22 protein-coding genes are annotated in these 23,163 nt (G+C 40.6%); 2 read left to right on the forward strand and 20 right to left on the reverse strand.

What is annotated here, in order from left to right; translation table 11 throughout:
- Positions 1-68: 68 nt before the first annotated feature.
- Complete coding sequence (locus IGJ28_RS11700) at positions 69-1,592, forward strand: ABC-F family ATP-binding cassette domain-containing protein (protein WP_252711926.1); 1,524 nt, start codon at positions 69-71, stop codon at positions 1,590-1,592.
- A gap of 127 nt (positions 1,593-1,719) precedes the next feature.
- Here IGJ28_RS11700 and IGJ28_RS11705 read toward each other — a convergent pair whose 3' ends face one another.
- The 12 genes from IGJ28_RS11705 to IGJ28_RS11760 form a co-directional block, all read right to left on the reverse strand.
- A complete protein-coding gene (locus IGJ28_RS11705) occupies positions 1,720-2,745 on the reverse strand; it encodes a lysylphosphatidylglycerol synthase transmembrane domain-containing protein (protein WP_438845407.1) in 1,026 nt (341 codons plus the stop codon).
- A gap of 10 nt (positions 2,746-2,755) precedes the next feature.
- Positions 2,756-3,028 carry a DUF1294 domain-containing protein gene (locus IGJ28_RS11710; protein WP_005471409.1) on the reverse strand — a complete coding sequence of 91 codons (273 nt, stop codon included), beginning with the start codon at positions 3,026-3,028 and terminating at the stop codon, positions 2,756-2,758.
- Between the two features lie 20 nt (positions 3,029-3,048).
- On the reverse strand, positions 3,049-3,957 hold the full coding sequence (locus IGJ28_RS11715; protein WP_103300801.1) for a diacylglycerol/lipid kinase family protein: 909 nt from the start codon (positions 3,955-3,957) through the stop codon (positions 3,049-3,051).
- A gap of 131 nt (positions 3,958-4,088) precedes the next feature.
- The gene (gene pepT, locus IGJ28_RS11720; RefSeq protein ID WP_113849645.1) at positions 4,089-5,318 is read right to left on the reverse strand and encodes a peptidase T; all 1,230 of its coding nucleotides are present in this window, start codon (positions 5,316-5,318) and stop codon (positions 4,089-4,091) included.
- A 12-nt stretch (positions 5,319-5,330) separates the two neighbouring features.
- Entirely contained in the window at positions 5,331-6,446 is a 1,116-nt protein-coding gene (locus IGJ28_RS11725; protein ID WP_103300799.1) for a Nif3-like dinuclear metal center hexameric protein, read from the reverse strand.
- Positions 6,446-7,141, reverse strand: coding sequence for a tRNA (adenine(22)-N(1))-methyltransferase (locus IGJ28_RS11730; RefSeq protein WP_103300798.1), 696 nt, complete (start codon positions 7,139-7,141; stop codon positions 6,446-6,448). Before IGJ28_RS11730 ends, IGJ28_RS11725 begins: the two co-directional genes overlap by 1 nt.
- 283 nt (positions 7,142-7,424) lie before the next feature.
- Positions 7,425-7,859 (reverse strand): hypothetical protein, encoded by a 435-nt coding sequence (locus tag IGJ28_RS11735; protein ID WP_003126500.1) that lies wholly within the window; start codon positions 7,857-7,859, stop codon positions 7,425-7,427.
- An 18-nt stretch (positions 7,860-7,877) separates the two neighbouring features.
- The gene (gene dnaI / locus IGJ28_RS11740; protein ID WP_438845408.1) at positions 7,878-8,810 is read right to left on the reverse strand and encodes a primosomal protein DnaI; all 933 of its coding nucleotides are present in this window, start codon (positions 8,808-8,810) and stop codon (positions 7,878-7,880) included.
- Positions 8,810-10,171 (reverse strand): replication initiation and membrane attachment family protein, encoded by a 1,362-nt coding sequence (locus IGJ28_RS11745; RefSeq protein ID WP_438845435.1) that lies wholly within the window; start codon positions 10,169-10,171, stop codon positions 8,810-8,812. The genes dnaI and IGJ28_RS11745 overlap by 1 nt, the downstream gene beginning before the upstream one ends.
- 14 nt (positions 10,172-10,185) lie before the next feature.
- Positions 10,186-10,686 carry a transcriptional regulator NrdR gene (gene nrdR / locus IGJ28_RS11750; protein WP_103299819.1) on the reverse strand — a complete coding sequence of 167 codons (501 nt, stop codon included), beginning with the start codon at positions 10,684-10,686 and terminating at the stop codon, positions 10,186-10,188.
- A 201-nt stretch (positions 10,687-10,887) separates the two neighbouring features.
- A complete protein-coding gene (locus IGJ28_RS11755) occupies positions 10,888-11,529 on the reverse strand; it encodes a FusB/FusC family EF-G-binding protein (protein WP_138371989.1) in 642 nt (213 codons plus the stop codon).
- Between the two features lie 306 nt (positions 11,530-11,835).
- Positions 11,836-12,168 carry a CsbD family protein gene (locus IGJ28_RS11760; RefSeq protein WP_135172123.1) on the reverse strand — a complete coding sequence of 111 codons (333 nt, stop codon included), beginning with the start codon at positions 12,166-12,168 and terminating at the stop codon, positions 11,836-11,838.
- A 128-nt stretch (positions 12,169-12,296) separates the two neighbouring features.
- Here IGJ28_RS11760 and IGJ28_RS11765 point away from each other — a divergent pair, with 128 nt between their 5' ends.
- Positions 12,297-13,094 (forward strand): ABC transporter ATP-binding protein, encoded by a 798-nt coding sequence (locus tag IGJ28_RS11765; protein ID WP_003126492.1) that lies wholly within the window; start codon positions 12,297-12,299, stop codon positions 13,092-13,094.
- 140 nt (positions 13,095-13,234) lie between these two features.
- Here IGJ28_RS11765 and coaE read toward each other — a convergent pair whose 3' ends face one another.
- The 8 genes from coaE to IGJ28_RS11805 form a co-directional block, all read right to left on the reverse strand.
- Positions 13,235-13,828, reverse strand: a complete 594-nt coding sequence (gene coaE, locus IGJ28_RS11770) for a dephospho-CoA kinase (RefSeq protein WP_156247466.1) — start codon at positions 13,826-13,828, stop codon at positions 13,235-13,237.
- Positions 13,825-14,667, reverse strand: coding sequence for a DNA-formamidopyrimidine glycosylase (gene mutM, locus IGJ28_RS11775; protein WP_003126490.1), 843 nt, complete (start codon positions 14,665-14,667; stop codon positions 13,825-13,827). The genes coaE and mutM overlap by 4 nt, the downstream gene beginning before the upstream one ends.
- 15 nt (positions 14,668-14,682) lie before the next feature.
- Positions 14,683-17,328 carry a DNA polymerase I gene (gene polA / locus IGJ28_RS11780; protein WP_103299812.1) on the reverse strand — a complete coding sequence of 882 codons (2,646 nt, stop codon included), beginning with the start codon at positions 17,326-17,328 and terminating at the stop codon, positions 14,683-14,685.
- 126 nt (positions 17,329-17,454) lie between these two features.
- The gene (locus IGJ28_RS11785; protein WP_003126488.1) at positions 17,455-18,147 is read right to left on the reverse strand and encodes a Bax inhibitor-1/YccA family protein; all 693 of its coding nucleotides are present in this window, start codon (positions 18,145-18,147) and stop codon (positions 17,455-17,457) included.
- Positions 18,128-18,595, reverse strand: coding sequence for a MaoC family dehydratase (locus IGJ28_RS11790; RefSeq protein WP_438845409.1), 468 nt, complete (start codon positions 18,593-18,595; stop codon positions 18,128-18,130). Before IGJ28_RS11790 ends, IGJ28_RS11785 begins: the two co-directional genes overlap by 20 nt.
- Before the next feature lie 269 nt (positions 18,596-18,864).
- Positions 18,865-20,199, reverse strand: coding sequence for a UDP-N-acetylmuramate--L-alanine ligase (gene murC / locus IGJ28_RS11795; protein WP_252711923.1), 1,335 nt, complete (start codon positions 20,197-20,199; stop codon positions 18,865-18,867).
- 138 nt (positions 20,200-20,337) lie between these two features.
- Entirely contained in the window at positions 20,338-20,778 is a 441-nt protein-coding gene (locus IGJ28_RS11800; RefSeq protein WP_103299808.1) for a SprT family protein, read from the reverse strand.
- A complete protein-coding gene (locus IGJ28_RS11805) occupies positions 20,775-22,958 on the reverse strand; it encodes a Tex family protein (RefSeq protein WP_138371995.1) in 2,184 nt (727 codons plus the stop codon). Before IGJ28_RS11805 ends, IGJ28_RS11800 begins: the two co-directional genes overlap by 4 nt.
- Positions 22,959-23,163 lie beyond the last annotated feature (205 nt).

The following is a 23,163-nucleotide window of genomic DNA, read 5'->3' on the forward strand; positions in this document are numbered from 1 at the left end:
ATGGATACTAAAAAGATTGTAAGCTGTAGACAATGACTGTCTATGGCTTTTTTATATGGAGGAAAATCATGTTAATACTATCAAATCTATCGCAACAATTCGGCGACAAAATCTTGTATGAAGAAGTCAGCGTTCAAATCAATCGTGGCGAGAAAGTCGGACTGATTGGACGAAACGGTGCCGGAAAAAGTACCTTGATCAAAATCATTACCGGGGAGATTCTTCCTGATGAAGGCCAGGTCACTTTCCCAAAAAATCTGAAAATGGGCTATTTGGATCAATATGTCAATGTGGACGAAACCCAAACCATTCGCGATTTCTTACGCTCAGCCTTTGCTGCTGATTTTGAAAAAGAGGCAAAAATTGCTTCACTATATGGTGAATATGCTGAAACATTGGATGATGAGTTACTTGAAAAAGCCGGTGAATTACAAAATCAATTGGATCAAGGTTCCTTCTATCAAATGGACACACTGATTGCTGACTTAGCGGAAGGTCTGGGCATTGCCATTCTTGGTATGGAGACCCCACTGGTCAATTTAAGTGGTGGGCAGCGATCAAAATTAATCTTAGCAAAAATGTTATTGGAAAAACCCGATATGCTGATCTTGGATGAACCAACCAATCACTTAGATGATGAGCACATCAAGTGGCTGGTTCAATTTCTCCAAGATTTTAATGGCACCTATTTGGTGGTTTCTCATGACCAACAGTTTCTCAACCAGATCACGACGCATATCATCGATATCGAGTTTGGCAAATTAACGAAATATACCGGCAATCTCGAAAAATCACTGAAGCTCAAAGCGTTGCAAAATGAAAGTTATTTGAAACAATATGAAGCCCAACAGGCACATATCAAGAAAACGGAAGCCTATATTCGAAAATATAAAGCGGGTTCTCGTTCTACGATGGCTAAAAGCCGAGAAAAACAATTAGCGAAAATCGAACGATTAACGCCACCAACAGATGCGCCGACACCGCATATTGCTTTTCCTTATGCCCCTATCGTCACAACATTGGCGTTGGAAACAACACACTTAGAAATTGGCTATGACAAACCGCTTTTGTCACCGATCGATTTGACGATACGCTACGGTGAAAAAATCGCTATTCGCGGGTTTAATGGAATTGGGAAATCAACGTTGATCAAGACACTCTTAGGTCAGATACCGGCTATCAATGGATCGGTTTCATTTCCCCAACACACAAAATTCAATTATTTCTCGCAAGACTTAACTTGGGAACAACCATTACAAAATCCTTTGCACTATATGAGCGATAAATTTCCTAAAGCTACAATCAAAGAACTACGCCGCCAATTATCCCGTGCAGGATTGCCGAGTCAGCTGGCACAAGAAGCGCTAAAATCATTGAGTGGTGGCGAACAAACAAAAGTCAAACTTGCTGAAATGATGATGATCAAAAGCAATTTTCTTCTATTGGATGAGCCTACTAATCATATTGACCAAGCAACCAAAGATAATCTGAATGCAGCACTGGCTGATTTTCAAGGAACTGTCTTAGTGGTTTCCCACGAAGCCGATTTCTACGAAGACTTTGCAGATCGAATTATTGAATTAAGTGAATAAGTACGACACTAAAAAATCTCGAAGAAGTGCCGAAATTTCAGCGAACTAGCTGAAGTTTTTGAGGCATGCCTTCGAGATTTTTTTGATTTAGATTTAATAGGAGAAAGAAAAAGTTTCATTCCTTTGCTCACGCTTTTTCGTTCTTCAACTCTTCCAACTCAGCACTCATGGTTTTGCGTTTTTCCAAAATGACATAGACGAAACCGATCACGAATGGCCAAATAAAAGTAGCAAATCGATAAAGCAACATCGATGACGCTGCATCAACAGTTCCTACCATTGGTCCAAAAAGTAACATATAAACAAATTCAAACGAACCGATTCCAGCCGGCGTAGGAATAACACCCGATAGGATCACTGCAAAACTGACAAAAGAAAGCGTCAGTAAGAAGTCGATTTCTGGATGTTTAGGTGCCAATACTACATAAGGAATCACATACCAAGCAGCCAATTTAACGACATTCCAGAAATAGATCCGTAAAAAAGCCGTACGATCACGGAGAATCGAATAGACTGTCTCCCGTAACGAGTAAATCTGCGTATTGCAAGTATCGATGATTTTGCGCATGCTCTTACTTTTGAAAAGTTTGTCGCTGATTACCACAAAAGCGACTTGAACGTTGACACTTACAGAAAGTGCAAGTAAAAAGGCAATAATCAGAAAAGTAACGACCATACCAGCTAATATCACCCAAATCATATTTGGGGCTTTCTCAAAGAATAAAGAAAATTGAATCACTAGCCCTGCGATAGCATAAGTCAAGACCGCCAATTTATACATGACCATATGCAACGTAGTCACACCCACACCTTGTGACAATTTCAATCCATTTTTACGATAAAAATTGACTTCTGATATCAACCTCCCAGCACCAAAAGTAATAATTCGATAGAATCCAGAGTAACAAACGGTAAATAAGCCGTCTTTCGTTGTAAACTCCGGTTGAAATCCTACAGCGATCTCTTTGACGGAACGTCCTTCAATAAATAAGTAAATTGTTCCTAACGCCATCACTGCTGTAACGATCGACAGACTGGTTTGTCTTAATTCCGCCAAAATATCAGTCATAGAGCTGCGAATAAAATAGTACATCGCACCTAAGATCACGACCATTAATAGCAGGTTTAAGGCAAATTTCACTTTTGCTTTCATTTTTAACTCCTTAGGCAAACTTAATAAACAATAGAAGATCTACAATCACACCGAAAGCAAAAAAAATATAAAATTTACGTTTGCGTGTTTTATGGTGAAAAACGCGTTGCGCGATCAATCCACCGATTCCGCCGCCAATCAATCCCATAAACAACAGATTCCATTCAGGGACACGCCATTTTTTTCTTACGGCTTGGTATTTATCATACCCCATCAAGCCAAAAAGATAAAGATTCGCTATAAGTAAATAAAACCACAATGGATTTTGTATAAATTCTGTCATCATTTCTCCCCTGGTTGATATTATTTAGCATCCAAGTCTTCTTCTTGAACACGGACACGAAGGGCCTGTTTCATCACCTTCATTTTAACAGGCAAATTATCTGTCGGATCGCCATCAGTTCGTGTATAAACAGTTTTTTCCTGAGCACGAATCTCAATTTCATTTGCAGTAAAGTACTCGACACCTGGCACTTTCGCAATACGACCACGTATGATCCGGGGCAAATAAATAATGAATTCCAATAGATTGAGTTTTGGCAATAAAATCATGTGAAACAGCCCGTCATCTGGTCGTGCCAACTCATCGAAATTGGTAAATCCGCCAGCTGAATTGGACATGACTACTGTTAACAATTGACTCTTGCCACGCCAGCGTTTTCCGTCTGCAATAATTTCTAATTTGTATTGTTTCTTTTTGAATAAATAATGGAAAAACCGCTTGGTAAAAGCGAGTGGTCCGAACTGTTGTTTTTCTTCTTGCGAAGTAGCCGCTGCCGTATCGGCCAGCAATCCGATGGTCATCGTCGAGATCATCATGGAGTCATTGACCAATCCATAATCAATTTGTCGATCAGTCCCATTCAATATCGTTTCAAATGCTTCTTCAGGTTTGAGAGGAATCCCTAACATACGGGCAAAGTTATTGACCGTTCCGCCTGGAATAATTGCCACTGTCAGCTTATCTAACTGATCCACAAATGTTTGCAGCGCATGATGGATTGTACCGTCTCCACCAATGATTGCAATCGTATCGATTTGGTGTTCTTTCGCATTTTTTTGGATTGTTTCCGGCTCAATATCAGGATTGGAAGGTTGCAAGACTGCTTCACTTTTAGGATCATGTTCTTCTAGATAGTTCTTAAAAGACTCTGCAGTATCCTTGGCATCGCTTTTACCAGCCGTATCATTATATAAAACCATGATCTTCATATTTTTCACTTCCTAAATAAAATAGGGCTGCGAATGGTGCAGACTTCTGCATCAAGTCTCAGCCCATTATTCAACTCATTTTTCATTATCAAGCGATATTTTTCCACTTGAAAACGAAACAAAATAAAGTTCTACTGTGCGTTTTTTTCGGCAATCTTCACGATTACATCAGTTGCTTTTTTCATTGATTCCAAGGAAACAAATTCATAGCGTCCATGCATATTTTCACCACCGGCAAAAATATTTGGTGTCGGAATCCCTAAATAAGAGATCTTCGATCCATCTGTTCCGCCTCGAACTGGTTCGATCACTGGCTCGATACCCAGATCTTCCATTGCAGACTTAGCTAACTCAATAATACTCATGTCTTTTTCAATGATTTCTTTCATGTTGTAATATTGATCATATAAATCCATTTGGATTCTTGCTTCGTCAAATTGAGCATTCATTTTTTCTTGGATTGTAAGCAATTGTTTTTTACGATTTTCAAACGTTTCACGATCATGATCACGAATGATATACGCCATTTTTGCTTCTTCGACGGTTCCATTCAACGCCATCAGATGGAAAAACCCTTCAGCACCATCTGTTTTTTCCGGCACTTGATCTTTTGGCAATTGATTATGAAAATCAATCGCCAATTGCAAAGCATTGATCATCGTATCTTTTGCGGTTCCTGGGTGCACATTTTTCCCTTGGATCGTCAGTTCAGCTTGTGCAGCATTGAAAGTTTCATATTGCAACTCACCCACTGGACCGCCATCCATGGTATAAGCAAAATCAACATTGAAATCAGCCACATCAAATTTATCAGCCCCCACCCCAATTTCTTCATCTGGTCCAAAGGCGATTTTGATTTCTCCGTGTTTGATTTCAGGATGGTTAAGCAAAATTTCCATCGCCGTCAAAATCTCTGCGATACCTGCTTTGTCATCGGCTCCTAAAAGCGTGCTGCCATCTGTCGTAATCAATGTTTCTCCACGATAATTTTTCAAATTAGGAAAGTCTTTGATATTCAGTGTAAATTTGCCCTCTTTATCCAATTTGATCGTTGACTCACCGTCATAGTTTTCAATAATTTGGGGATCCACATTCACCGCGTTAAAATCCGCCGTATCCATATGTGCGATAAATCCAATGGAACGAACTGGTTCGGAAACATTACTTGGTAACGTACCAATCACAAAACCATTTTCCTCATTATAATGGACATCATGAAGTCCTAATTCTTCCATTTCTTTTTGCAATGTCTTGGCAAACGCCACTTGCGTTTGTGTGGAGGGTGTTGTTTGGCTTGTCGCATCAGAACGAGTTTCCGTCTTTACATATCTTAAAAAACGCGGTAATAAATTTTCGTACATAATTGATCACTCCTATTTATATTGGAATGGATTTGTGGAAGTCTCTGAAGGAATAAAGTCTACCTGCCAACCTTCTTCCGCTTTCCATTCATTGAATTTTTTGATAAAACGAGGGATACATTCCCGTTCAATGTTATGACCTGGATCGATTGCCGTCAAGCTGTTTGCTTGTATATCATGAGCGGTGTGATAACTGATGTCTCCAGTAATATACACATCTGCTTTGGCCTTCACGGCTTCTTGATAAAACTGTTCGCCACTGCCGCCGCATATAGCAATCCGTTGAACGTTTTGCCGCTTTGCTTTTGGTTCGATCAAACGCAACCCCTCTAACTGAAAAACACTTTTGATTTCATCGATGAAATCTTCCAACAAAACAGGTGCTTTTAATTGACCTACTCGCCCGATCCCATAATGCTGAGACAAGTTATCCAAGGAATAAAGGTCATAGGCGGGTTCTTCATAGGGATGCGCCTCAACCATCGCTTGCAACACCTTTTCGGTGATGGTTTCTGGGAAAATCACTTCGATTTTTGCTTCTTGTACCGACTCTTCTTCCCCAATTTCACCAATCGCAGGATGCGCATCCTCTTGAGGAGTAAAACGGCCGGTACCAATCAGTGAATAGCTGGTGTTTTGATAATTGCCTTGCTGTCCAGCTCCAGCTTTTCCTAAAGCTTTCCTCATTGATGCGCCTTGCTCAATTGGAACAAAAACAGCCAATTTTTTCATTTTGATTGTATGGGTGGGAACGAGATACGTGGTTTCTTCTATTCCAAGCATTTCACAAAACCAGTCATTCAGCCCATCATGAATAATATCCATATTCGTATGCGCAGCATAGACTGAAATATTATGTTTGATCAGATCCATATACATTTTTTGTTGCGGATCATCGGCTCTCAAACGACGTATGGAACGAAAAATCGGTGGATGTTTGGCAACAATGAAGTCTACTTGTTTTTCAATTGCTTCTGCAACGACTTCTGGACGAACATCTAGTGTCATCATTACCCGTTGGATCTCGTTGTCCAACGTTCCGATATGCAATCCCACTGGATCACCATCTTCTGCTAACCATTGCGGACAATATCTTTCGAAACGTTCAATAAACGTTCTAGCTAACATTATTCCAGCACCTCCTTGATCCAATCAATCTGTTCGTTTAACTCACTTATTTTATCTTGAGGAGGAATTGCCGCTTTCTCTAGTTCTTGCAAAACGATTTCTCGCTGCTGCAATTCATGGGCCCATTTTTTATAAAAAACGAGATTTTTTTCTTTCAATAAACACGGGCCAAAAAATAATTCTTGTGGTGTATAGATTTTACTGCCTTCTTCAGCTACGATGATTTCGTAGTTTTTATGGTTTTCTTCAATCAGTTCTTCGTGTAAAATCATGTAATTATTCTCTTGAAGCCATTCTCGCAAAGTTCGCTCCCCCACATTGGGTTGCAAGACAAGGCGCTCCTTCCCAGTAATTTTCTGCTGAGATTTTCCATTTTCTAAAATTGTTCGAATCAAAGTGCCACCCATACCAGCAATAACCACCGTATCAATCTGATCATCAGGTTGGATTGCAGCTAACCCATCTGCTAAGCGAACAGTGATTTTGTCGCTCAAGCCATTTTTTTCGACTTGCCGTGAAGCAGATTCGAATGGTCCTTTTACAACTTCACCTGCTACTGCATACTGAATTTTATTTTGTAGCATCAATGCCACGGGTAAATAGGCATGATCTGATCCAATATCTGCCAAGCGGGCTTGATCCGGAATCTGTTCGCCAACACGAGTCAATCGCAGGGATAATGATTGTTCGTTCATAACGTCACTCCTTCAGAAATAGTATATCATTCTTTATTGCATTTTAAAGGGAGAGTTTTTACTCCTTTTATTTACGGCTTTACTTCGCCTAGAGTTGCTTTTGCACTTTTCGTAAAGAAAACTTGCATATCTTGCTTTTCAAACCAATCGTTGTGGTTCATACGAAGGTTACTACTCTCCCTTCGGTCGCCTAGTACTGCTCATCATCTGCTCTGTCTTGCTTCGCAAGCCAATCGCAGTGATTCGCAGCAAAACGCGTTGTCCGTTGGGACAACGCGTGGGGTTATTGCACGATTTCAACTGTTTTGATTGAATTTCCTGGAACTTGAGGTGGGATTGACATAGTCATTACTGGCAAGCCTGACAATGTGACTTGGACCGTTGTTCCTTTGGTCAACTCAGAAACTTGACCTTCAAATGATTCTTGCGGTGCGTGTAGGATCACGCCGTCTGTTTGAAAGTTAGGAACAATCGTTTCTTGATCGTCGACTGCTTCGATATCATTTAGAAAAATCTGTATCGTTTCGTTGTCGCCAGCTGTTGCATTTTCTTGAAGAACTCCTGTAAAAATAGTCGTTGCCTCGCTTTCGACAGTGCTATTTGTCGTGCTTTCATCGTTTTTAGTTGTTTCACTCATCGAATCATTATCTGACGGCGAACCGCAGGAAGCTAATAATAAGGTTGTCAAAGCCAAACCTAAAATCGTCAATTTCTTCATAAGAAGTTCTCCTCTCTTCTATATTTCCGAATTCCGGCGATTTTTGCCAGTCATTTGGATCTCTTTTGTCAAGTAACGAATTCGTTCCATGATCCGCTTGGCTTTCAATGGCTCTGATTCTCCACGTTGAGTAACGGATAGATGCTTCTCTAACTCTTGCATGGAAAAGTTGGAGGAAAAGAACGTTGGCAGTTGTTCTTGCATCCGATATTGCAGAATGACACCAAAGACTTCATCACGGATCCAGCTGCTCATGGCATCTGCACCAATATCATCCATCATTAGGATGGGGGCTTTTTTAACTGCATTGAGTTTGTCGCCAACCAAGTCTTTGCCGATTGCTTGTTTCATTTCGACAGCAAATGTCGGGAAGTGAACAAGGGTCGTCGTATAACCTGCTTCCGCAAGGTCCCGGGCAATTGCCCCTAGTAAATAAGTTTTGCCGATCCCAAAACTACCCACCAGATATAATCCTTTGTGAAAAGCCCTTGGATCGTTTTTTAGGTTTTCAATAAACTCGACTGCAGCCATCAAAGCTTCGCCCCGGCCGGGAGTACTTTCATACTGAGCAAAATTGGACTCTTGAATATCTTTCGGCATATCCATTGCTTTGATGCGACTACGGATCTCTTCTTGTCGTTGATGCGCTAAAAGCTCTTGCGTGGGCACATAAGTGACATCGATAAAATGAAAGTTCAACGCTAGTCGTGGCTCATATCCAGGTGCAATCATCGTAGGGTCATTCAAACGAAACTTTCGTTTTTCTTGAACAAATTCATAGAGTTTCGCATAACTTTTTTGGATATCTGCATCTGTCAGTTCCTCCCGATGTTCTGAAATGAATTCTTTGACATCCGGATCTTTCAATACGTCCCCCATCATTTCTGAGAAACGATCGCGATAGTTTCGTTTGTCTAAAATTTTTGATAGATTCTTCCCAACATCTTCCATTAATTGTCACCTGCTTTCTTTTGCAAGTAGGCTTGCAGTTTTTTGTCGATCTCTGCCTGACGTTCTGGGGATAATGTCGTTTCTTCAACTGGTTTTTCGGCCCAGCTTGGCAGTTTTTCTTCACGAATGATCTTTTTAGACGGGCTTTGCAGCCGTGTGCGTTTTTCTTTTGCTTCTTTAACTAAGTCCCGTACATGCTTGATCGCTTCTTCCGCGGTTTTTACTTGCAATTCAGACCATTGTGCCGCAATGTTATTGACATAACTTGCTGGCAAAGCCGCATTGTTCTTTACCACTAACACATAATGAATAAGAACATTGATCACACTATTGGATAATGGCGAGCGTTCCACTAAGCTTTTTAGCAGCCATTGTTCGGAGTCTGTGACAAAGCTCTTTTTTTCAGCTTTGATTGCTTTCAAGAATGCCATCGGCGCATTATTCTCACTTTCGCGGATCAATGCTAGATCGTTATCACTATACCCATTTTGTTTTAATGTATTAAATCGTCGGATCTCTTCATCTGAAGTGGGATCCACTTTATTTACAGTTTTGGTAAAACGCGTCCGTGCTTTTTGTAAAATCAATTGTTCTAATGCCTTCTGATCGATTTTTCCAGTAGTTAAAGAAACCGAATCTGTCATCAGATCCAACAGCTCCATCACATCATAGCCGTATAATGAATGGTATAGGAGTAGTTTTTGCCGAAAATCTTTATCGAAATTGTCTGCACGGATGTAGCGGCGTTGTGCTTCATAAAGAAGAAAATCCCAATCTAGTTGTTGTTCATCTAACACCAGTCTGCTTTGAGTGTCTTGGAATTTGCCATTGACTTCCTGTAATTCCTCTTCATTGGCTGCAAATTGTTGTGTATCCAAGCGATAAGCATCCATAAAAGAAGCCGTAACTTCTTGATAGCCTTCTGCTTGCCATTTTGCTGGTTGGAACAATGAAACAAGTTGTCGAAACTTTCGCTCGCCAACATGGTTAAGCAATAAGAAACTATAGAGTTCATCTTGAAAGAAATCGCTCGCATGAACTGGCTCTTGCAGGTGATACAAAAATGTGATTCCTAACTCGTCATCTTCTTTTTCAAACGTTTTGAGTAAGCCGATTCCTTCTAACTTATTTCGTGCTTGAATAAAACGCTGTAACCCTACATTCATCGCATTCAAAATATCTAGATGAATAAACTCACTTTCTTGCGGATCCTGCTGATCCGCAGTCAGTGTCAGATAGAGTGCTAAGGCATCACTTTCGATGATTGGCTGATAAAGATGAATCAGCGCATCCTTCCCTTCAGTTGTTAGTGGACGACTTTTGAAGACACGATACAATTGATTTGGTAATATGTTGCCCACCATTCAGGGACCTCCTATTCTTCTTGATTCTCTGCTGTTTCTTGCGGATCACTTGGTTCTTTTGCCTTTTCAACGATGTCCTGCAATTCTTTTAAGAAGACTGACATATCTTTGAATTGGCGGTAGACACTAGCAAACCGAATGTAAGCAATCTCATCTAAGTCGACTAGATCTTCCATGACATATTCGCCAATCATCGTTGTCGAAACTTCATTTTCACCTAGTGCTCGCACACGATTCTCCACATGATCAACAATTTTTTCCATTTGTTCCATTGTAACGGGTCTTTTTTCAGCAGAGCGTATCAACCCTCTTAATATCTTTTCACGATTAAATTCTTCACGAGCGCCATTTTTCTTAATAACTAATAATGGTGCTTCTTCAATTCGTTCAAATGTGGTAAATCGATAACCACAGTTTTCACATTCGCGGCGGCGGCGAATCACGCGACCATCGTCGGCTTGGCGGCTATCAATCACTCGAGAATTGTTATGATGACATTTTGGACATTGCATAGTTCCACCCCGTTCTCTCTTCCGTGTCTCGAATGATGGCGAGACAGCGATGATTTATATGCTTAATTATAACATGAAATTCTTTTATCTAATAGGTAAAGTCTTTCAAGCGAAAGAAATATTACAAATTTTAAATAATGTGACGGGTGTTTTTTTAGCCACAAAAGAAAAACGACAGAATCAATTCTGTCGTTCTCCTCCTTATCTCATTTGTAACAGTGACACAAACTCATCCAGAGTTTCCCGTTGTTCCATTTGTTGGTTGCATTGCTCACTGTCGCGACAAATGTAATTTCCTCGTTTGGTGTATGTTCCATCGCCACCACTTTTTGTCAACGATAAAAACATGGAGACAGTAGACTCATGCTGACATAAAGGACAGATTCCTTTTTTTACTTCTGTAGATAAATGACCATAGATTCCTTGGTAGCCTTTTTGAGTATTTACGATCATAAATTTACTTTGACTGCCGATGTCATCCCAAGCCAAATACGTATAATCACGAAGGTCTGTTTGGGAAAAATCAGGTACTTTTAATTTTTTTACTTTACGAAACAGTTTCTCTGTTTGTTTGACTGAAGGCACTTGAAAAGGTCGGACATTCTTTTTTAGTGCTTCAAGAATGGTCAAGCTCTTTGACATCGTCAAAGATGAATCAAAAAATTGACGAATCAGAGACTGTGCTTCTTTGTCCTCCTCAGAAAAAAATGGTTGAATGGCTTCTTTAGTTAACATTTCAACTGTGCGAATCGTATGGCGATCATTAACAGACTGATAAGTCCGAACTAATTGTTGGACTTGATGTTTGATGAAATGAAATTGATAGGGTTCAATGGTGGTCATAATAGATATCGATCCTCTCTTTAATGAAAAAACAAAAGATATTACTGATAAATTCCTCTGACCACAGTCAAGGACAATGCAGAATTCAGCATTTGTTGACCACCTCCTGGACTTCCCTTTTTTTGTGGAAAGTCATTGGCTATTATAGTTTTTCCTTCAGGGGTTGTCAATCATTGTCCGCAGACAGCATTCTTTTCTTGTCAAAGTGGAATTATTGATACCTTTTAAAACAGGATTTCCTTCTTTTTTATCTATTTATATTGATTGACGAATATGGTTTATCATAAAAAAAACTCCAGATCCTGTCTAGAGTTTTTCTTCGATTCCTGTATAATGTTTCAAATGATCAGCATCCCGTCGTTCGGTTGAAGAGATCTTTGCAGCATCTGTGTCTTCATTTTCGTTTAGCAATCGGTCCCGACCAAGTGTTTCTGATGTTTTATCACCTGGTTGAGCATCTAATTCATCATGCCGATCCTCAATTTCGTCTACCTGTTGTTGACGGTGATCTTTTTTGGCTTTTGCTTCATTTGCCTGTTCTTTTCCTTCTTGTTCCATTTTTTCATTATTGATCCATTCACCAATTTTTTCTTTTGCAGAACCAACAATTACATCTTTTTCGTCTTTCAATGATCCCATGATGATTCCTCCTTTTTTATTAGCATAGCAAGAATTTCTTCGATTGACAAAAGATACGTATGCGCTTCATTTAAAGATATGGTATACTGAATCAAATTTTCAGAATATTCTTTGACAAGGAGCAGTTTATGGACATCTTAAATTTTGAAGACATCCAGTTGGTTCGCAAGCAAACTGTTTTGTTGCAAGACATCAACTGGCAAATTGCTAAAAATCAGCATTGGGCACTTTTAGGATTAAATGGTGCTGGCAAAACACTTTTATTACAACTGATCATTGGGATGATCTGGCCGACTTCTGGCAAACGGCAAGTCCTAGGTCAAGTCTACGGAAAAACATCTGTGCCAGACCTTCAACGCAGAATTGGTTGGATAAGTGCGACCTTGCAAGAGAAGATTCCTGCTCAGGAGCTCTCAGAAATGGTCGTTCTATCGGGAAAATATGCTAGTATCGGTATTTATGAAGACTACCAAATGAAAGACTTGAACCAAGCTATTGCCATTCTTTGTTCAACTGGCGGCAGTCAACTGATTGGCCAGCCATTTCATCAGTTATCTCAAGGGGAACGTCAATTAGTCTTAATCAGCCGCGCTTTGATGGCAAATCCCGAATTGTTGATTTTAGATGAACCTTGTAATGGATTGGATCTTTTTGCTCGAGAAGAATTGCTAAGTCGAATTGGCGAGATGGCGCACAAGGAATCACCTACGTTGATTTATGTGACCCACCATACAGAAGAGATTTTACCGATTTTTGACCATATCATGATGCTGAAAAATGGTAAAATCCACGCTTCTGGCAAGCGCCAGCAAATTTTTAACGAAAAAACGTTATCTGCTTTTTATGGGAAACCTGTTTTTTTCCATGAAGTCACTTCCGATCGTCTGGCAGTTTTACCAAAAAGCAACTCACTAAACAAAAAATGAAACAAAAAAAGAGACAGCGACAACCAAAGCCTCTTTCCAGATATCCTTTCTAACTTCAGTTTCCAGCAAACGACAAAATAATGCGTCAACTGTTAGCTTTTCAGAAATAAAGGGGGCTCCTTTGTGCCGGTGTCTCTGTCTTAATTCTTTCTTTTAGCAAGCCATTCTTGTACTTGCGTCTTAACTTCTTCAATGGTTCCTTGATTGTCAAAGAGGATATCTGCCCGTTTGCGCTTCTCTTCTATTGGCATTTGACTATTGATACGTTGTTGGGCTTCGATGCTGGTTAAATGGTCTCGCTTCATCAGTCGCTGCAACTGGATCGATTCCGGAAGATAGACCACCGCTACTTGATCTAGCAGGGATTCATAACCAGTTTCGTATAACAAAGGAATATCTACGATCACAAGATCAGCTTTTGCTTTCATGACTTCAATCTGTCGTAGGATTTCTTTACGGATAAAGGGTCCTAATGTGCGGTTCAGCAATTCCCGTTTATTGTCATCCGCAAAAATGATTTTTCCTAATTTTTTCCGAGCTAGTGTCCCATCGGGATTGATGACCTCTGGCCCAAAAACAGTTTCGATTTTTTCAAGCCCTGGCATCCCTGGCTCCACCACTTCGCGAGCAACGATATCAGCATCGATGATTGGGATACCAGCTTCTTCAAAGCACTTGACAACGGTACTCTTGCCAGTAGCAATCCCGCCCGTTACACCTACAACCAAGCTCATCTTTCTGTCCCCGCGTGTAATTGCTGGCAGAATGGACAATAGTGGGTCCCTCGTTGTGCAACTTTTGTTTTTACGATCGGGGTACCACAGCGGACACAAGGATTGCCGGTTTGACCATAAACGTGTAGAGAGACTTGGAAATGCCCCGCTTCGCCTAACGCATTCAAATAGGTCCGAATCGTTGTGCCTCCTGCCTCCACTGCTCGGGCTAAGACATCAATGATCGCCCGATGCAACAAGTTAATTTCGGCTTCATTCAGTGTCGCTGCCGATTGCTCGGGATGAATCTTTGCTTCCCATAAAGCCTCATCCACATAGATATTGCCTAAACCTGTCACAAGCTTTTGATCTAAAAGCAGCGGCTTGATGGCTTTTTTTGATTTCTTTAGGTCACGAGTAAAGTCTGTCAACAGAAACAGTTCCGGCAATGGTTCCGGCCCCAACTGCATGATTCCTTTATACGTACTGCTCTGGTCTTTTTCAACTAAAGTCATACGTCCAAATTTTCGCACGTCCCGATAATGCAATTCACTGCCATCAGTGAATTGAAAAATCACATGCGTGTGTTTGTCCGGCACCCCTTCTTTTTCAAAAAATTCATACTTGCCTTCCATGCGTAAATGGGAAATCAGATCATAATCGGTCAATTTGAAAATCAAGAATTTGCCTCGACGATCAAAAGCTTGAAATTGTTGTCCTTTTAGCATCGCTGCAAAAATCGGTACTTCTGGAGATTCAATGATCCGGGGCCAACGAATCTCCATTTCTTTGATCGTTTTATTTAAAATCAGTTTCTCTAGTCCTCTGCGAACTGTTTCCACTTCTGGTAATTCCGGCACAACATTTCACCTCATTTATTTTGCTTCATACCACGTTTTGCCCCAGTTACTATCTGTCAACAATGGCACATGCAGTGAAACAGCATTTTCCATGACTTCTTTGACAAGAGCATCTAAGCGTTCTAATTCATCTTCTGGTACTTCGAAGACAAGTTCATCGTGGACTTGTAAAAGCATCGTTGCTTGTAATTTTTCATCCTTTAGACGACGATCCAAATCAATCATGGCAATTTTCAAAATATCTGCGGCACTGCCTTGGATCGGTGTATTGATTGCTGTACGTTCCGCGAATGTCCGCAAATTAAAATTGCGGGAATTGATATCTGGTAAATAGCGACGACGATGATACAATGTTTCCACATAGCCTTTGTCTTTCGCTTCACGGACAACTTCTTCCATATAAGTTTTGACCCCTGGATATTTTTCAAAGTAGGTATCAATATATTGCTGCGCCGCTTTGCGAGTGATCCCAAGATTTTGGGAGAGTCCATAATCAGAGATACCATAAACGATCCCAAAGTTGACCGCTTTTGCTTGACGTCGCATGTTTGGTGTAACTTCTTCTGGAGTGGAGATCCCAAAGACTCGCATAGCGGTACTTGAATGAATATCTTGTCCTTCTACAAAGGCCGCTTTTAAATGCTCATCATTCGAGATATGGGCTAAAACCCGCAGCTCGATCTGAGAATAATCCGAAGAATAAATGACCCAATCTTTGGCTCTTGGAACAAAGGCTTCTCGAATTTTCCGCCCTTCTTCTAATCGGATTGGGATATTCTGCAGATTTGGATCAACGGAACTCAAACGTCCAGTTTGTGTTAAAGTCTGCACGTAACGGGTATGGACTTTGCCATCTCCTTGAATCACTTTAAGCAGTCCTTCCACATAGGTGGATTGGATTTTGGCAATTTGACGATAGATCAAAATGTCTTCGACGATCGGTGCCTGTTCCTTCAACTGTTCCAAAACATCCACTGCCGTTGAATAGCCAGTCTTAGTTTTCTTGATCACTGGCAGCCCCATTTTTTCAAATAAAATCACGCCTAATTGTTTTGGCGAATTTAAATTGAATTCTTCGCCAGCTTCTTGATAAATCTTTTGTTCGATTTCATGCAAACGTTCTGCAAATTCGCCCTTCATCTGATGCAAACGAGAAGCGTCCACGCGAATCCCAGTGATTTCCATCTCTGCTAAAATTTTTGATAATGGCAATTCCATATCAGTAAAGAGTGCAGTCTGATTTTTCTCTGCTAGCTCTTTCGCCAAACGGACAGAAAGGTAGTTGATCGCCGCAACTTTTCGAGCTAAATGAGCGAAAAAGACTTCTTCATCTGCCGGTAGTCCTCGTTTCGCACCTTTGCCATAGATAGCTTCGTCCGATTGAATCGCATCAAATCCATAATGCTTAGCAACACCTGCAATATCATTATTTGAATCATTGGTATCTAGCAAGTAAGCAGCTAATAATGTATCAAAGACAATCCCTTGTGGTGCAGTCGCATAACGATTCAGCGCCACATACGTTCGTTTTGCATCATAGACTTTCTTCTGTGAAGAGGCATTTTTTAGCCAAGCAATAAAATACTCATTTTCAAAGAGATCATCTTGATTGGTCACATAAATTTTTTGCTGATTCCCCCAAGCGACACCAACGATATCTTCTAAATGATAGTTATCGCCCAGCATCTCGATATAAAGAGCCATATCCTCAGTAAACATTTCCGGAGTGACCTCTGTTACAACGTCAAAAAGAATATCTTCCATTTCTTCCGGTTCAGTCACCACATTTAATTTTTCCAAGAAAGAATTGAAGTTCATTTCTTGATAGAATGGAATCAATTTATCCAGATCTTTTCCTTCGTACTTCAATGAATCAATGGCCACATCCACTGGCGCATCCACATCGATCGTTGCCAATTTTTTTGACAAAAAGGCTGTCTCTTTATCATTGAGCAAGTTTTCTTTCATCTTGCTTGGTTTCATCTCATCGATATGCTCGTAGATTCCTTCAACTGAACCATATTCTTTCAAAAGTTTGATGGCCGTCTTTTCACCGATTTTTGTGACACCGGGAATGTTGTCAGAGGCATCTCCAGCTAATCCTTTCATGTCAATGATCTGTAATGGCGCTAAACCATCATATTTTTCTGCAACATGTTCTGGCGTATAACTTTCGATCTCGCTGACACCCTTTACTGTGATATCAACCTTCACATGGTCGGTAGCCAATTGGGTCAAATCGCGATCTCCAGATAATACCACAACATCAAATTGCTCTTTGTCAACTTTTTGTGCCAATGTGCCGATAATATCATCCGCTTCATAATTGTCCAGTTCATAATACTGAACACCTAAAGCGGTGATCAATTCGCGAATATAGGGCATTTGTTCCTTGAATTCTCCAGGCGTTTTTGAACGGCCGCCTTTATATTCCTCATACATCGCAGTCCGAAAAGTTGTTTTGCCCGCGTCGAAAGCCACCAGGACATGAGTTGGCTGTTCTTTTGCCATTACATTTTCAAACATGGTGTGAAAAGCGTAAATCGCATTGGTATGCAAACCATTGTTGTTTTTAAAACGTTCCAATGAATTGTGCAGTGCAAAAAAAGCCCGAAATGCGACACTATTTCCGTCAACTAGCAATAATTTATTTTTTGTCATTTGAATAACTCCTCACCTCAAAAGTTCTCTCTTATTCTATCAAAGAAATCCATGAAAAGCGATGGATTGCCTTTGTTCGATTAAGCCAATTGCAAAAAAAAATGCGAGTTTCCTCGCATTTCCTCATTAGTTGTTTTTACCAAAGATTCGCAAAATCGCTAAGAACAAGTTGATAAAGTCAAGATACAACTGTAATGCCATGAAGACAGCCATTCCAGTATTTGCTTGGCCATTCGTCGCTTGGTATAGATTACGGATCTGTTGGTTGTCATAGGCTGTGATTCCCATAAAGACAAATACTGTCACGATCGACAAGAAAAAGTCAACTGGACCACTATGCAAAATAAACACATTCAGCAATGTCGAAATGATGATCCCGATCAATATGCCGTAGCCGATTCGTCCCACAACACTTAAATCACGTTTTGTCATGATACCAAATGCTGACATTACGCCGAAAGTGATCGCTGCGGAAACAAATGCACCTGCGATCGATCCGAAGTCATAATACATTAGTGTAACTGACAGCGTCACCCCATTTAAAAGGGAGTAAACCAGATATCCTGCTATGGTCAGCGAAGGATTCTTTTGCGCTTTTGCGCCTAAGACCAAGACCAAAATAATTTGAAGGATCCATAACCCTGTAAAGCCTAGTGGAAAATTACGGATAAAATTCATTGTTTGTTCTGCAAATACTTGTCCGAAAAAGTAGGCAGACACTGCGCTGATTCCTAGTCCTACAGCAAAAAATAGATAGACTTTGGAATAAAAACGATTGAGCCCTTGGGCATTAACTACTTCATTGTTCATTTTCTTCACCTTCCTCTACGATTTTTGGAGGTTGGACCATCACTACTGCATCCAACACACGATCTTCTTGCGTATTGACAGCTTCAACAGAGATCGTCACTACGTCTTTCATCTTATCGACTTTGATCACTTCGAAATCGAAGGTCAACGTCTCATAATGAAAAACAGGTTCAATAAAGTTCACCGAAAAATTCACCACATGAGAACCTGGTCCTGGCAAATGTTTAGAAATCGCACTTGTAATAATCCCCATCAACATTACCGAAGGCACGATTGGCCGTTGGTATTCTGTTTTTTGGGTATAGTCATGCTGAATATAAAGCGGATTGGCATCATTTGTCAAACCGAGATACAACAAAAGCTGACAGTCTTCGATCGATTCTGTTAAAGATAACGAATCGCCTTCCTCGATTTCATCAATTTTCTTACCTAATTTTCGCGGTTTACCAATGTTCAAATTTATTTCCTCCAAAATAAATAATTTTACTCTGATTTCATTTTATCAGATGCAGATAAAAGTGCAAGTTCGTGGTGCGATGTCCCAAAAAAGCAAAAACGGGGCGCTGACTTTTGTCAAATCGATGCGAGCAATAGCAACGAAGGCTAAATAGTAGGTCTCACTGGTTGATTTTGTATCATAGTTCTGTTGACAGCCAGTGCAAATGAGATACCATTTGTTTCGTTGATCTGCTCGGGTGATTTGATTTGGTCATCGCTCCGTATTTTTTATAACACGTTTCGAGTCGTATTACTCAACAACTTTTCATAGGCTGATTCAAACTTTTGTACGTCCCCAGCACCCATGAAAATGATCACAGCATCTTGATGATCCAATAATGGTGAAACATTCTCTTCTTTGATCACTTGTCCACCCTTTTGAATCTTGTTCCCAAGATCTTCAATTTTCACATCGCCGCGAGATTCCCGAGCCGAGCCAAAGATATCGCATAGATAAACGCTATCGGCTAGATCCAATGCCTCTGCGAATTCGTCCATCAATGCAATCGTTCGGGTAAAGGTATGGGGTTGGAAAACAGCGATAATTTCTTTTTCAGGATATTTTTGGCGTGCGCCGTCAATTGTTGCTCTGATTTCTGCCGGATGATGAGCATAATCATCAACGATTGTCATATCAGCGACTTTCTTCTCACTGAAACGACGTTTAACACCAGGAAATGACAACATTTCTTCCGCAACTTCTGTCATATCCAGCCCTTCTTTATAGGCTACTGCAATGACCCCTAAAGCGTTGTTGATATTATGTTGGCCAAATGCCGGTAACACGAAATGACCGATGTTTTCGTTATGGATATAGGCATCGAACTCAGAACCTGTCGTTGTACGCTGAATGTTTTTTGCTTGTACATCATCATCATCATTCACACCATAATAATAGATCGGTACATCTGCTTCTAATTTTCTTAAATAGGCATCGTCACCAAACGCAAAGATTCCTTTTTTGACTTGCTTGGCCATCGATTGAAAAGCTGAGAAAACATCGTCGATCGATTGATAATAATCAGGGTGATCAAAATCGATATTCGTCATGATCGCATAATCTGGAGAATACGCTAAAAAGTGACGACGATATTCACAGGCTTCAAATGAGAAGAACTCTGCGTTAGGGTCTCCATGACCTGTTCCATCGCCAATCAGAAAACTAGTTGGACGAACACCGCTCAACACATGGGACAATAGACCTGTCGTACTGGTTTTACCATGAGAACCAGTGACTGCAATACTTGTGTAAGGTTGAATGAATTTACCAATAAAATCATGGTAACGCGTAATTTCTAACCCTAATTCCTTCGCACGAAGGATTTCTTCGTGGGTATCCGGAAAGGCATTTCCTTGGATAATCACCATTTCTGGCTGAATATTCTCTTTATCGAAAGGCAGTAATGTGATTCCGGCTTTTTCCAGATCACGCTGTGTAAAGAAGTACTCTTCCACATCTGAACCTTGTACATGATAGCCCTTTTCATGCAGAACCAAAGCCAATGAACTCATGCCGGAACCTTTGATTCCAACAAAATGATATACTTTGTCTTGATTTTCCATTTTTTAAAATCCTCTTTTCTCAAGTTCACATTACAATAAACGCATGTTTATTAACATTTAGATTTGTTGCACGTCCTACATTATCATACAAAATGAAAAAAATAGCAACGAGTTTTGTTTTTGGGCTTGACTTTTTGCTCAAATCGCTATTTCTTTCAAGCGTCCGCGACACTTTCCACAGCCAAAACGTTTAGTGTTCAGCCTTCTCGTTCGCTTGATCACAGCTCCACATTGTTGACACTGGTACTGATGCTTCGTATTTTTCATCATACTTGGAGCATAACGAAGTCCACCAGTAGCTGCCAAAAGAGCTTTGAATTCTGGATCTCGGTGTCGGTAGCCTTTGCCAGCTAAATGCAGATGATAGTGACACAACTCATGCTTGATGATTTGAATGAATGTATCTACACCAAATTCAGCTAATAAATGCGGATTGAAATCTAAATGATGATCGCTTAAGTGATAACGTCCACCGGTGGTCTTTAGCCGCCCATTGAAATACGCCTCATGTTGAAATGGTTTGCCAAACGATTCTAGAGAAACTTTTTCAACGAGCTGCTGCAATTCTTTGGTGGTCATTTTCCGTGTGTTGGATCAACCATTGTCAGGCTGATTCGGCCTTTCGTGGTATCGACTTGTTCAATCCAGACAGTAACGATATCTCCGACAGCGACAACGTCTTTCGGATGCTTGACAAAATTTCGGCTTAATTTTGATAAATGAACCAAACCATCTTGTTTGACACCAATATCAACAAACGCACCAAAGTCAATCACATTCCGGACAGTTCCCATCAATTCCATTCCTGGTTTAAGGTCTTCCATGCTCAGGACATCTTTACGCAATAATGGTGCCGGCATCTCATCTCGCATATCTCTTCCAGGTTGCATCAGTGATTTCAAGATATCTGTGATCGTTTCTTTTCCGATCGCTAGTTGTTTAGAAAGATCAGCAACATTTAACTGTGCGAGTCGTTCTTTGGCTTCTGCTGATTGGGCTCCTAGTTGAGTTAGTTTAACTCCAGCAACTTCTAAAATTTCTTTGGCTGCAGTATAACTTTCCGGATGGATTCCAGTGTTGTCTAAAATATTCTTCCCACCAGGGATCCGCAAAAATCCAATCGCTTGTTCATAAGCTTTAGGTCCTAAACGAGGCACCTTTTTTAATTGGCTTCTTTGCGTGAAGCTACCGTTTTCTTCTCTGTAAGCAACAATATTTTGTGCAGTCGTTTTATTCAATCCTGAGACATGCTGCAGCAGTTGAGGACTAGCAGTATTGACATCGACCCCTACTTGGTTGACGGCAGTTTCGACCACAAAATCAAGTTGGTCACTCAATCGTTTTTGTGAAACATCGTGCTGGTATTGACCAACCCCTACAGATTGAGGATCGATTTTGACCAGTTCAGCTAAAGGATCTTGGAGTCGGCGCCCGATACTAATGGCGCTGCGTTCTTCCACCTGTAGATCCGGAAATTCTTGACGGGCGATTGGGCTGGCGGAATACACGGATGCACCCGCTTCATTCACAATCACATAAAATGCTTCATGATCGATTTGTTTCAATTGTTCGGCAACGAATTGTTCTGATTCACGACTTGCCGTCCCATTCCCAATAGCGATCATTTGGACACCGTATCGATTGATCAAACGTTGCAGTGCTGGACCAGCTGCTTGGCGTTTATTCATCGGTGCCGGTTTATGAGGGTAAATAACTTCGATGGCTAATACTTTCCCAGTTTCATCAATCACAGCTAATTTACAGCCTGTTCGGTAAGCCGGGTCAAACCCTAAGACGATTTTTCCTTTTAAAGGTGGCTGCAGCAAAAGATTTCGCAAGTTTTCACCGAAGATGGCAATTGCTTGTTCATCTGCTTTCTCTGTTAATTCATTGCGGATTTCCCGCTCAATCGATGGTGCAATGAATCGTTTATAAGCATCAAGATAAGCCTCACGAACAAATGGAGTTGCTGGTGAATTGGCGAGCTTAATGAGTTGCCGTTCAAAATAATCAGTGATTTTTGACTCATCGACAACTAAGGCAACCTTTAAAACATCTTCTTTTTCACCGCGATTCGTTGCCAAAATACGATGAGAAACCATTTTATTGATGGGGTGCTGAAAATCGTAATACATTTCATAAACACCTTTCTCATCCTTTTCAGCATCGCGAAGTGTACTCGTGTAACTTCCCTTATTTGCAAAATAACTTCTGATCCAAGAACGATAGATCGGCTCATCACCAATGGTTTCAGCAATGATCTCGTGGGCACCTTGTAACGCAGATTCAGGGTCAGGGATGGCTTCATTGGTAAATTCTGCCGCTTTTGCATAGACATCTCCTGTTGTTGGAAATGCCGCTATCCAGTCAGCTAACGGCTGCAAGCCATTTTCTTTTGCAATAGTTGCTTTCGTACGCCGTTTTTGTTTGTAAGGACGATAAAGATCTTCGACCTGCTGCATTTTTGTTGCTTGCTGAATCGATTGCGCCAATTCACTAGTCAATTTTCCTTGTTCGTCGATCAACCGAGCAACTTCTTGCTTGCGTTTTTCCAAATTCTCCAGATATTGATAGCGCTCTTCAATTTCACGAATTTGTACCTCATCTAAACCGCTAGTCATTTCTTTGCGGTAGCGAGCGATAAACGGAACGGTGTTTCCTTCATGGAGCAGTTCCAGTACTTTCGTGATTTGTCGTTGATTGTAAGATGTGGTTTCCTGCATTAGTAAGTGCAACACATCATGATTTAATTCTGCCATATTCGTTCACCTTTCAATTTAACTGCTCTAAGTTTAACATAAAAAGTTTAACATAAAAAAGACACCTCAGAAAAGAGACGTAAGTAACAGGCTAAAAACAGAACATACAGAACATGAGGTGCGAAATTAAAGCTCAAGGTATAAACCAGCAAAAAACACTTCCGCTGAATCATCAGCAGGAAGTGTCATCTACATTCAAAATCTT

It is taken from the genome of Enterococcus sp. AZ091, from assembly GCF_051714805.1.
GTDB classification, from domain to species: Bacteria; Bacillota; Bacilli; order Lactobacillales; family Enterococcaceae; genus Enterococcus_D; species Enterococcus_D gallinarum.